The 12,339-nt window shown below is 34.1% G+C and carries 12 protein-coding genes; 4 read left to right on the top strand and 8 right to left on the bottom strand.

The window, feature by feature from the left end:
* Positions 1-73 precede the first annotated feature (73 nt).
* Positions 74-2,122 carry a sigma-54-dependent Fis family transcriptional regulator gene (locus AMD00_RS06455; protein WP_053416225.1) on the bottom strand — a complete coding sequence of 683 codons (2,049 nt, stop codon included), beginning with the start codon at positions 2,120-2,122 and terminating at the stop codon, positions 74-76.
* Between the two features lie 136 nt (positions 2,123-2,258).
* Here AMD00_RS06455 and AMD00_RS06460 point away from each other — a divergent pair, with 136 nt between their 5' ends.
* The gene (locus AMD00_RS06460; protein ID WP_053416226.1) at positions 2,259-2,510 is read left to right on the top strand and encodes a DUF2627 domain-containing protein; all 252 of its coding nucleotides are present in this window, start codon (positions 2,259-2,261) and stop codon (positions 2,508-2,510) included.
* Here the strand turns inward: AMD00_RS06460 and AMD00_RS06465 are convergent.
* The 3 genes from AMD00_RS06465 to AMD00_RS24130 all read right to left on the bottom strand — a co-directional run bounded on the left by AMD00_RS06465 (position 2,507) and on the right by AMD00_RS24130 (position 6,423).
* Positions 2,507-3,223 (bottom strand): glycerophosphodiester phosphodiesterase, encoded by a 717-nt coding sequence (locus tag AMD00_RS06465; protein WP_245639451.1) that lies wholly within the window; start codon positions 3,221-3,223, stop codon positions 2,507-2,509. The genes AMD00_RS06460 and AMD00_RS06465 overlap by 4 nt on opposite strands.
* Before the next feature lie 7 nt (positions 3,224-3,230).
* Positions 3,231-4,862 (bottom strand): DUF342 domain-containing protein, encoded by a 1,632-nt coding sequence (locus tag AMD00_RS06470; RefSeq protein WP_245639452.1) that lies wholly within the window; start codon positions 4,860-4,862, stop codon positions 3,231-3,233.
* Positions 4,863-6,291: 1,429 nt separating this feature from the next.
* Positions 6,292-6,423 (bottom strand): hypothetical protein, encoded by a 132-nt coding sequence (locus AMD00_RS24130; RefSeq protein WP_281173041.1) that lies wholly within the window; start codon positions 6,421-6,423, stop codon positions 6,292-6,294.
* A 279-nt stretch (positions 6,424-6,702) separates the two neighbouring features.
* Between AMD00_RS24130 and AMD00_RS06475 the strand changes: the two genes are divergently transcribed.
* The 3 genes from AMD00_RS06475 to AMD00_RS23175 all read left to right on the top strand — a co-directional run bounded on the left by AMD00_RS06475 (position 6,703) and on the right by AMD00_RS23175 (position 8,116).
* Positions 6,703-7,155 (top strand): helix-turn-helix transcriptional regulator, encoded by a 453-nt coding sequence (locus AMD00_RS06475; protein WP_053416229.1) that lies wholly within the window; start codon positions 6,703-6,705, stop codon positions 7,153-7,155.
* A gap of 24 nt (positions 7,156-7,179) precedes the next feature.
* The gene (locus AMD00_RS06480; RefSeq protein WP_053416230.1) at positions 7,180-7,548 is read left to right on the top strand and encodes a hypothetical protein; all 369 of its coding nucleotides are present in this window, start codon (positions 7,180-7,182) and stop codon (positions 7,546-7,548) included.
* A gap of 397 nt (positions 7,549-7,945) precedes the next feature.
* Positions 7,946-8,116: a hypothetical protein gene (locus tag AMD00_RS23175; RefSeq protein ID WP_157059189.1), complete on the top strand. Its 171-nt coding sequence runs from the start codon at positions 7,946-7,948 to the stop codon at positions 8,114-8,116.
* A gap of 316 nt (positions 8,117-8,432) precedes the next feature.
* Here the strand turns inward: AMD00_RS23175 and AMD00_RS06485 are convergent, their stop codons facing one another.
* The 4 genes from AMD00_RS06485 to AMD00_RS06500 form a co-directional block, all read right to left on the bottom strand.
* Positions 8,433-8,636, bottom strand: coding sequence for a hypothetical protein (locus AMD00_RS06485; protein WP_157059190.1), 204 nt, complete (start codon positions 8,634-8,636; stop codon positions 8,433-8,435).
* A gap of 348 nt (positions 8,637-8,984) precedes the next feature.
* Entirely contained in the window at positions 8,985-9,959 is a 975-nt protein-coding gene (locus tag AMD00_RS06490) for a tyrosine-type recombinase/integrase (RefSeq protein WP_157059220.1), read from the bottom strand.
* Between the two features lie 203 nt (positions 9,960-10,162).
* The gene (gene spo0A / locus AMD00_RS06495) at positions 10,163-10,954 is read right to left on the bottom strand and encodes a sporulation transcription factor Spo0A (RefSeq protein ID WP_038184908.1); all 792 of its coding nucleotides are present in this window, start codon (positions 10,952-10,954) and stop codon (positions 10,163-10,165) included.
* Positions 10,955-11,304: 350 nt separating this feature from the next.
* Entirely contained in the window at positions 11,305-12,261 is a 957-nt protein-coding gene (locus tag AMD00_RS06500; RefSeq protein ID WP_053416232.1) for a SpoIVB peptidase S55 domain-containing protein, read from the bottom strand.
* Between the last annotated feature and the right edge of the window lie 78 nt (positions 12,262-12,339).

Raw genomic sequence — 12,339 nt, forward strand, 5'->3', positions numbered from 1 at the left:
CTTTATTTGACAACATTTCGTCTTTTTTAATCATGCAACATTTTGCATGGTACGCAGTTTTTTGCATGCAAATTTATGCAAGATTATATTTTTCTAACTTATAATACAAACTACGAATTGATATCCCTAACTTTTTCGCAGCTTGCATTTTGTTATTTTGGTTATCGATTAATACTTGTTGCAATATTTGTTTCTCCGTTTGTTCGAGCTGCTCCGCAAGTGTTCCTTCATAAAAGGACTTTTCAACGTAACTTTCTTGATGTACGGAATGGAAAAGTGTTTTTGGTAGATGTCGCTCATCTAAAATAGTTTCGTTTGATTGCATGAAAATCATTGCTCTGCTTAAGACGTTTTCAAGCTCTCGCACATTCCCTGGCCAAACATGTCCTATTAATAGCATTAATGCGTTTGAAGTTACTTTATGAATATTACGTCCGTATTCCTGATTCAACTTAACAAGAAGGCGATCTACTAAAGGCGGTATATCTTCTTTTCGTTGACGTAGCGGCGGTATATGAATGGGCATTCGATTTAATCGATAATATAAATCCTCTCGGAAAGTACCTTCTGACAATGCTTTTTCCATATTTACATTCGTAGCTGCTATAATTCGGACATTAATTGAAATCGGCTTTGTTCCACCAACTCTGACTATTTCGCCCTCTTGAAAAATCCGCAATAATTTGGCCTGAGTATTTAAAGACATTTCTCCAATTTCATCAAGAAAAATACTTCCTTGATCAGCTTCTTCAAATAACCCACGCTTTCCTCCACGTTTCGCCCCAGTAAAGGCTCCTTCTTCATAACCAAATAGTTCACTTTCTAGTAAATGCTCCGCAATCGCCGCACAGTTTACCCTGATAAACTTATTGTAAATACGATCACTCGCAGAATGTATTGCATGCGCAAACAATTCTTTACCTGTACCTGACTCTCCACGCAAAAATACTGTAACTGGTGTTTTTGCAGCTAATTTCGCTTGTTCTAATGAAATGCGCATTTCCTCTGAATCGCCAATAATATCTTCAAATGTATATTTAGATTCAAGCTTTCGTATAATCGTGCGCGCTTGATCCAATTCTTTCGTTAAAGACCGCATTTCTGTCATATCATGTATAACACCTACGCTACCTTTTAAGCTATCATTTACAACAACAGGTGCAACATTCACAATGACTTCTCGTTTGTTAGGCCCTAGTCGCATATTTACACCACGAATAGGTTTTTTCGTTTGTAAAACTTTTAAATGCATACTCTCACCTTCAGAAATATCAATCGTAGCAGGTTTCCCTAAAATTTCTTCCGGTTTTAAGCCAGTAATTCTTGTATATGCAGGATTGACAAGTATCCCTCTACCTTTCTCATCTACTACAGAAATGGCATCATCGCTTGATTGAATGATCGCCTCTAACATCATTTGAATTTCTTTTAGATTTGTTATTTCTTCTGCTAAATTGACAACCTCTGATATATCTTTAAATACAGCAAATGCACCAATTCGATTCCCACTACCATCAATCATGGGAAATCGAGACGTGACAATTTTCTTATCATTGGACAATTTCAGTTCTTGATTGATTTCTGCTATACCCGATTCAAATACTCGTGGCAGAGCACTATTTATTATAATATCGTTAATATGTTTACCTATCGCTTCTTTGACAGTAACATCGGTCATTCGTGCAGCACTTCTATTAAAGAAGATAATTTGACCTTGTGGGTCGATGCCAATCATGCCTTCTTCGATTGAATTAAAGATGATTTGCTGTTTATATGCCGCATGTTGGGTTTTATTTATGTAAAAATCTTTTTCATTCAACAATTGAACAATTAAGTAAGCAATTGCCCCTGGGATAAGTACTGTACGTTTCGGCAATGCCTGCAACAGTTCTTCAAATACTGCAGGTTCTCCAGTGACATCAACCACCATATCAATTTCATCTGTTAGAACAACTCGCCAATCCTGCTCCGTAGCGATGCCAGCTTCTCTAGCTAGCTCTAGCCCGGGTGCATCCTCACGTATATCTACAATTGCTACTGTGCTAAGTTGATCAGATTTTGATAATAGTTGTAATATAGCTGTACCTCCAGCACCTGCACCTATAATTAGTATGCTTTGCAAGGAACTTCACTTCCTTTCACAATATTGTGCAATTTTTTGCATAATTCAATGTAGGTTCATCATATCTAAACTTTCTTTCCTTGACAACGCTTCTCCAACAGGTAAAAATGAATATAGATTAGAGGAGTGAAAGTATATGGCACGTTTTGCAGCGTTTATCGTATTACTAATACCTGGTTTAATGGCTGCAGGTGGAATTAAATTAATGCGCGACACTTTATTTGCTAAGCTTGTGGATCCAATACCATTTCTTTGGTTACAATTCATTATTGGTATTGTACTTTTTGTCATTGGTTTTGGCTTTTTTGCAGGTTTTTTATTGCATCGAGATCGCAAAAAAGGGAAAGTTTCTGCTAAATTTGCAAATCAAAAGAACGCTGACCGTTAATTGTCAGCGTTCTTTTTTTGTACCCTTAGAACTCTTTCAGGAAAATCTGTAATCCAACCGACTACAGCTGTATGTGGATTTTCGAGATATTCTTCATCACCAGTAATGTTATAGAAACGACACTTCTTTTTAGCTATTAAACAAGCATCCAAATATTCAGTTTTATAATACCATGTTTTATTAGCATGAATGGCATCGATATATGGTAGGTTTTTGAGTTGATGCCAATTTAACTTTCTTGTGGCTATAAGTGCTGTCTCAATACGTTTGTTTATTTTCTTGGCATGTTCCAAAACTTCCAAGAAAAAAGACGAAAAATGTACATTTGGTAAGTGGGCGCATTTTTTTATAACAATTTCTAACACAAAAGGATTGTCGATAAAGGATTCCTTTAACTCAATATTCAAGGCTATAGGATTTTCCTTAACCCAAGCTATCAGCTCATCTAGTGTTAGCATTTCTTGACCCAAATATCTACGAGTAAATGGTTTACCTACTCGCAATCTTTTTATTTCCGCTAACGAAACATTTGTTACTAACCTACGTTTTCCCGTAACGCGACGTAAATCTAAATCATGTGTCACAACAGGAACATCATCCCTAGTAATTTGCAAATCTAACTCAATACCATCCGCATTCAATTCAACTGCCTTTTTGAATGCATTGAGTGTATTTTCCATCTCATAAGCAGAGGCGCCTCGATGTGCAAACACTAGGGGTCTAGGCATTGATTTCGCCTTGCTCTAATTTAAAATTACCACAAGTCTGCGTGTTTAATGTCGTCGACTTTTTACCAAGTTGAATATATGTCCCAGGAAACGCTTCTTTCGTAATTTGAATCTTTTCAGTTCCCATACTTTTCAATGATTGTAAAATAGTTTGCACCTCTTTATCAATCTTCGTTAATTCATTTTCTTTTTCTTGTAACAATACTTTTGAATCCTCAAACGCTTTTCGCTGCGCACCATTCATCTTATCTACGAAATCCAATAGTGGCGTAATACGAGCTTTAACATTCGAAATATCCGCTTCTAAAGATTTCATCTCTTCAGCTTTTTCTTTCACGATTTGCATGCTTTCTTTTCGATCCGGCATTGTAATAACTAATTCCGTTTTACGCTCTAAGCGATTTCCGGAAATCGCAGTAGTAATAGTACTAGTTGCTTCTGCACGTCCACCGATAATTTTTCCTTTGTACTCATTAACTAGTATACTACTCGCTTTTAAATTGGATCCAAGTGCGTATGAGCCAATCTGAATGTCACCTTTTGCAATTAACGTACTTTCATTTGTATGTTTAACGAAGATATTCCCACCTGCGCGTACGACCGACTCACCATTACCAAAAATACCGCCACGAATAAAAACGTCACCATTTAGAGATTCGATTAATTTAGGACTAGTAACACCTTCAGGACCATCAATCGAAATATCACCGGTTGCTACTACTGAATAACCCGCTAATACCGTACCTCTAATACTAATGGATCCATCGAAATTTAGATTTCCTGTTCCGACACCTACATCATTTGGAACAGGTAGATGTTTTTGAACTGACAAGAATCCATCTGAATCATCCAAAACTCCACCCTCAGTTGCATAGATAGTTACCTTTCCGTCGTCATCAACTTTTTCATACACAGTTTTCTGATCATATTTTATCGGTGCATCTTTACCTGGTAAAGCAGGAATGCTTTCACCAAGTACATTTTTCCCTGGTTCACCTGAATCTGCTGGTATTTTCTCTCCTAACCATGCATGGGCTTCTATTTCAGAGATAAAATTCATATCAAAATAATCCGCTTTACCATCTTCACGGATCAATGGTTTTCTCTCTGGCTGTTCTATATATGTAATTTTTGCGTTTTTCCCTGGTTTAGCTGGTGTCCCTATTGCAACTACAGTCGATTTTCCTTCTAATACGGTATCTAGAGTCAAATCTACAAAACCATGTACTATTCCTATATTATTTGCAAATTCTTTGATTTGTTCCTGCATTTTAGTACCATCTTTAAACACAGTTTTCGGATCTTCGTGGACATACATGGTTGCAGTCATACGATCACGAGAAGTCACAATTTCTATAGGCGGCAACCAATTACCAATTTCCTCAAATTGCTCTGTCACAGTAGCAGTCACTTTTCTTAAAATAGCAAAGCTCGACAGTTTAATACGCGGATATTTTTTCAAAATACTGTCGAATTCCTTAAGTGTGAATCCTTCCCTCACTGTTCTTATATATACCTTTTCGTTTTCTTCCTTTAAAACAATATAATCATTTTCAAAAATTAACACATTTTCTCCCCATCCTTCAAATCGATAATAAATATCTATACTTATTATCGTTTTCATATTGTTTTTTTACAGAAAAGCGCTAAAAAATCGCTTTGAAAAAAGTTTTGATAAATTAAATTTCAGTTTATAGATATTCGTTAGTTATATGTAATAAATAATAGATAAATGGAATTTATTCTTCTATTTATTATATCAATAAAATAAATAGAACCTCTATACATTTATACTATATACAAAAGAAAGTTGCGAAGGTTGATCAGTAGATATTTAGGTACTCAGAGAAATAGATACATATAGTGTTATAGTACCATTTTTTTGAATATTCGTATATCTATTTACAAAATAATGCTATGTATACAATTAACTTTCTATTCAAAAGAAGTCCCGCAAAATTTGCATCCGTAGCGGAATTTGTATTTGCTATATACATTTTAGAATACCAGCACTATCAATTAAATTTATTGATAGATTAAAGTTGATTTATTCTTACCTTGAAAAAAATTGATAAAACCAAATAAAAAGTATTACACCTCTAAATATTATTATAATATAATATATTTATTACTAAGGAAATAAAGTTTTCAACTGATTGCTGTATTGTTTAAGTATTAAAATAAAAGACTTCTCCATTTATGGGGAAGTCTTTTATTTTGCGTCATTTATCAAGCCTAAACGAAAAAGACACCTCCAAGATAATTGTGTTCGAGCACAATAAACTTAGAGGTGTCTCTATTCAATGAAAGCTTTCATATTATTTATTGCTCATACTCCCCTGATTATTGCTCACATTTCCTGTAAACATACTACTCAAAATATGAGCAATTCGCGGATTTATTAATGTCCTAACCCTTTCAGCTAGCAACCGTTTCAATACGAATTTTATCGGCAATCATGGCGATGAATTCGCTAAGGTTTTTAAACACTTTAATTAACTAAAGTATAAAGTCATTTATTGGTTTACGTTTGTAAATTTATCGGTTAATAAATTTACTTATTACCCCAAATTGTAATGTATGGGGTATATATTTACAAGTATGAAAGAAGCAGTTCAATCTAAAAAAAGCAATCGCTAACTTGTAGCAATCACCTTTTTTCTTATATATATGTATTTTTATCAAACTATCCAATTTGTGTAGTAACCCTCGCCTCCCTCAAAATCGATTAACACGCTGCTAATGTACAGTGCTTGACCTTTTTTAAACTCCGATTAAGTGACCACAATGTTATCTTCTCTTTTAATTTCTACGTCACAACGGTGGTTTTCCATCTCACCATAAACGTACTACTTAACTACTTCTATGTTTTCAGTGGCGTAAGGTATGATGTACCCGTCGCTAAAAGATATTATGTACTTTTCTATTTCTTTTCCTCCCCTCTCTACTATTAAATGGTACTCTTCGTGACATAAGACCGTCTATTGAGAAAGAAATGAGAAGAAAATAAAAAAACACATTACTGATGGATGTGTTTCAGGGAAATAACCAATTCAAATATTATGAATATTAAGCTTTTCAATCCACTTTTTACTTTCTATTTTTATTATTTCTAACTCTTTATTTGCATCTCTAAAGGAATTACCTTGCCCCGCTGTACTTACCCTTGCATATCCATATTTCATTAAAAAACACCTCTTTTTTCTATCTTACTTTTGACAGTAAGTTTTGAGTACCCTTTAAACCAACAATATCAATGATAAGGGGGGTGTGTAGCAAAAGAACCAAATCACACAATAAACAATAGCGGACATTTGAAAGGTTAAAAACACACTTTTTGAGACATAAACAACTATCAACTAATGTAAATATTCCGCATTATGCCTCCCTTTACAAAAGGTAACTAATAGTGTATTATTACACTATCAGTAGAAATAACCACTAACCCACGAAGGTGATGTTATTTGAATAAAGAAACTGTAATTGATTTGATTTCTAAGAATGTTCGACTGATTCGTCTTGAAAGGGGATATTCTCAAGAAAAAATGGCTACTGTTCTAGGCATTTCTAAAAAGACACTGGTTCAAATTGAAAAAGAAAGAACATCCATTGGTTGGACGAATGCAGTCGTAGTTTGCGCTTTATTTAAGGATAGTCAAATCTTAAAACATATTTTAGGAGAAGAACCTTTTGAAGTAATTGAAACACTAGCTCACGATGGTATGAATACTCCAAAAGTAAAAACATTAGGTGGAAAAATGTTTTGGAATGAGATTGCGAAAAAAGGAAAGTTTCAAGTACAACAAAATGTGATTAGTCAGCATTTTCGCAGTTTAGATGATAGTGAGTATCGTTGGTATAGCACGTTTGAAGAGGAAGATGTTATGAATCGTTTTCACGAATTAACTAACGAGTAATTAAATTTTAGAGGAGAAATTGCAATGGAGAAAAACAAGAAAGTCATTATATTAAACAGTATATTAGTAGGAACTATCATACTAAATCTATTTATCTTTACTTCACGTATGGACTTTGTCCCTTGGCATATTGAAGATGCATGGGGATATTGGGGAGTATTTCTTACTTCACCAATTTTAATAGGTATTTATTTCATACTAAGACATTTTCACAAGCAACAACTAGTCACAAATATAAATAAGACACTCCCATTATTTGTCGCAGTAACATCACTGATTATTGTGTTTTCACAGACAACTGATTTTTTAAATAATGTTGCACTTGTAATTAACGTACCTGCAGTATTTTTAGCAGCGTATTTCCTATTCAATCAAAATGAAGGAAAAAAATAATTACGGATTTAGAATCTCTATTTATTTTATAAAGCTTGAGCGTTTATCGCATCAAAAAGGAACTTGAGAAAGGAGTATAGACTCTATTCTCGAGTTCCTTTTTCTATCTTTATGCAATTTATCATTTAAAAACTACGCAAATTATCTCCTAAAGTTACACTAGTAACAATTGCCTTCACTTAATATTCGTATATCATGTTTACTTTTTAGAGAAATTATTTTATGGTAAATATAATCTATTATGGATAGAGGTATTGAAATGATAAAGAATTTTTGAACTTTAGACCAAGCAAAAAGTGATAGAAATAAAATTCAAGTTTATATTGACTTAATCGAAAATTACAAACCGATAAATTTAAAAGAACACATTATTTACACATATGCTCAAGTTGGAAATTTGGAAAGAACAGCCGACTCCTTTAATCAACGAAAGCATCTGTTAAACGGACAACCTTTAGAAAAAGAGGATATTTCACTGGTTATCCAGCAACGTGCTGCTAAAAATGATGACTTACACAAAGTGATACGTACACTTTATTTAAAAAAGACTAAAGCTGTACGTCATTAAATCTCTTTTAAAGATTCATCTATTTCAATTCATATTAAAACTTTTGAGGTTTTAGAAAAGATAAGTGTCTCAAAGACACAAGAAAAAAAGAGAAGTCTATATAAGACCTCTCTAAAATTAAATGTCGCGCAAATCTGTCAGACACGCTAAATTACCGTCATCCTCTGCATCCACAATCCTATCTGCTGCTATTATATATTTGCTGCTGTCCAGCCCTTTTCGGATATCTTTAAAATATCTCTCTGCTTCTATGTTAAACCTGTATATTTTTATTTGTGTTAACACTCCAAAATGAAGCAGCTTTATCTCTCTTCCGTTATACCTTCATAAGTACCTCTTGTAACTTAGCTAACTCACGTTGCATCACATCAATCCGAGCCATTACCACTGACATCCTGTCCACTTTATAACTTACATCCATGTCGGCTAGTCTCCCTTTTATAAGTCGATACTTTTTATCCGTTATATTACTGCTCCCCGCACGCCATACGTATATTGATGGTCTAGATATACCAAGCATCTCGCATACCTCCGTTATGTTGTAAGTAACTAACAAATTGTCTATTGCTGTTAGAATCTCAGCTGTACGTAAATCTTGCATTTCTTCTCTTTTCATTTTTATATCCCCTCTCTAATCTTAACCTTATGGTAATCTTCTAAATTCATTCCTTCCACCGCATCTTGCCAACTTTAGATTTTTTTTATTGCTTTATACTATAAAACTGTATTTTAGATATTTTTATTTTATGGATACTTTAAGTAATTGGATAACTTTTGGATTGAGGAATCATTTTTAAGTGTGAAGAGGATAGAGAGGAGTGAAGGAACAAAAAAAGGAAAGCCATATGATAGGCAATCCTCTCTTTTGTTATATATCTAAATTGTTTAAAGGTGAATGTTTCTGATACTTCCTTCCTATTTCTTGGTCTGTAAAATCCAGATAAGCTTTCATCGTCGTTTCAACGCTGGAATGACCTAAAATTCGGCTAAGTGTTGCAAAATCCCCATTTCCTTCTATTAAATAATACTTAGCAAAGTTGTTTCTCAATAGATGAGGATGCACATGTAAATCTATACGTTTCCCTTTTCTTCTTACAGTAGCTTCAAAATTAGTTACATCTAATTTTGTTCCTCTTGTTGTCGGGAATAAATACGGATTATCACTATAGCGGTCTCTGTGTCGTATCCATCTCTTTAAATCAACTGACATTTTATGACCAAAAAATACGTAGCGTTCATGACCATTTTTTGTATTCTTAACTAAAATTGATTTAGTACGGAAATCAATGTCTTCTGGAAATAAAGAACAGCATTCAGTCGCTCTTAAACCTGTGTCTAAAATCAAACGTAGTTGTATCCACGTTCTATATTCATGGAACTTTGTGAGATTATAAGCACCTAACATCAATTTAATTTCTACTGGTGATAATAGTTGTTTTTGCTTTCGCTTCGGTTTAATTTTTTCTACAGTATTCATAGGGTTTTCAATAATTTCTTGTTCCATTTTCAAAAAGTTAAAAAATACTTTTATATTCCTCGTGTAATTGGCTATTGTGACATCGCTCATCGGTTTTTGATAATCTTCTCGTCTATTTGGATAGTTAATACCTAAAGACCTATCTGAAGCCGTTACAGTGTATTTTCCCCTACTTCTCAAATACTTGATGTAATGTCTTATATGCGATGATTTAACTTTTGCAGCATCTTCAATTTTCAACTCCTGTTTTAGATAATTTCCAAATAATATTAATGTTTGTTCATAACTCTTTAATGTCTTTGCCGATAAGTGTTTAGCATCACAATGCAACATGAAGCTATCCAACTGTAAGTCGAATTCTGTAATCTGCCTCTCTTTTTCACGCAAAAAAACACACCTCCAACTTAATCGAATTTTTTTGTAAACTCAATAAATGAAAGTGCGCTAGTATTTACACGCTTATATTCAGTTAATTATAGGTTCATTTAGGTAGTTTATCGGTGAATAATTTTGCAGTCTGACAATTGACAACTACCTTAAAACCTTGATTTATCAATGTCCTAACCCTTTCAGCTAGCAACCGTTTCAATACGAATTTTATCGGCAATCATGGCGATGAATTCGCTATTTGTTGGTTTGCTCTTTAAGTGATGGACAGTATAACCGAACATTTTCGAAATAGATTCATAGTTTCCTCGGTTCCAAGCAACTTCAATTGCATGACGAATCGCACGTTCAACACGTGATGACGTTGTATCGAATTTTTTCGCTATATCTGGATATAAAATCTTCGTAATCGAGCCAAGTAACTCGACATCCATATATACCATTTGAATAGCTTCTCTTAAGTATGCGTAGCCTTTAATATGAGCTGGCACACCGATTTCTTTTATAATACCTGTAATCGTTGCATCAAGTTGACGTTGATCCATTTGTTGTGGCTGTGACCCTTGCAGAACGCTTACACGTTTTGTTTTTTCTGTTTTATGACCCGCGCATTGTAAAACTTTTGAAACAAGGCGATCAAATTCAAATGGTTTTAACATGAAATACGATGCACCTAAGTCCACTGCTTGTTTCATTACATCTTCTTGGCCAAATGCCGTTAGCATAATCACTTGAACATCATTATAAATTTCGTTTTCATGCATAACTTCCAGAACCGCTAAACCATCCAGGTGAGGCATGATAATATCTAATAATAGAACATCTGGTACTTGTTCCTCTAACATTTTCAAACAAAGTTTGCCGTTAGGGGCCGTTCCGATGACTTCAATTTCTGGGCTATTTTGTAGATACATCTCTAATGTACGAACAAGCTCCCGATTATCATCTGCAATTGCAACTTTTACTTTTCGCATTATTATTTCCTCCTTTGTGCTTGCGCTTCCGTTAAACACGATCAAAACCGACAAGATGAATTAAAGTAAACTCGTTTTTGATACAAAGTGGATAATTCGACTTTTTTGCAAGAATACCTTTTATTCTTAAAAAAATAAGTATGTAGACATAGAGATACTATGTATTTCGACAGTATTCATTCATTCCAAACAATTTGTCGATTATTTGTCACTTTTATTGTAACAAAAGTAGCAGAGAAAAAGAATGCTTTTTATCACATATTCTTTCCAATTTGAACATTTCTAAAAAAAAGCTGCACCAGCTTCCTAGGTGCAGCGTAAGTTTAATGGATATATTAAAGCACCTTCCTTTAAGATGGTTGCTTTTTCAACATTTCTGTTAGAGGAATAGCTGCTCCCTTTTCGGGACTTTCGATATACATATGTGTGACAGCTCCTACAAATCGTCCATTTTGTATAATAGGACTTCCGCTCATACCTTGTAAAATGCCTCCAGTTTTCTGTTTCAACTGCGCATCTGTCACTTCAAATTGCAATGTTTTGTCATCTACTTTGGTAATTTTAACATCAAATGCCTCTACTTTTTTCCCTTCAATAGTCGTTAGCAACTGTGCCTTACCGACTTTTATTTCAGAAGGTTGCATGATTTCCATAGGTTTAGGTAAACCTTGTTCTAAAGTATTCGACCATTTTCCAAATATACCGTACACATTATTTTCGGCAATACTTCCTAACTGTCCAGCATTATGTTCAATTGATGAAATTTTATAACCTGGCTCTCCAGGGACACTCTTTTTTATTTGTTCGATGGATGCATAGAAAATTGATCCGGACGAAAATTTAGGCGGTGCTGAAACAACCGAGTCGATAATTTGATGACCTAACGCTCCATATTCCTTTGTATCTGGGTCAATAAAGGTTAATGTACCAATTCCGTCAGTCTGATCTCTAAAGAAAGATAACATCGGTTCAAGTTCTTCCTTCATGATCTTAATATGTTGTGTTTTTTGCTGACGCTTTAGCTTCACATCCATTAATTTACCTGAAGAACTGACAAATAAGGATTTAACTTCTTCAAGCGTATTAATTTGTTGAGAATTGATGGCTTGAATAGTATCTCCTGCTTTCAACCAAGTGCCGTTCTTAAGGAGCACATCATTTGTTAAATAGACATTTTGAAGCTGAAGTTCTACACCTATTGAATGTCCCATCGGAATTAAGCTTTTGGCAGAAGCACCAAATGGTAGTAGCAAAATGGCAAATAATAATGCGACAAACTGCATGACATAACGCATTTGATTTTTCATTTTTCACCTCCTCATCGTCCTTTTACTATGGCTTTGTTTTAGCATGTTATGTACGGTAAATATTTGAGTTGAATTTGA

Origin of the sequence: Viridibacillus arvi (assembly GCF_001274945.1) — a bacterium.
Classification (GTDB): Bacteria; Bacillota; Bacilli; order Bacillales_A; family Planococcaceae; genus Viridibacillus; species Viridibacillus arvi.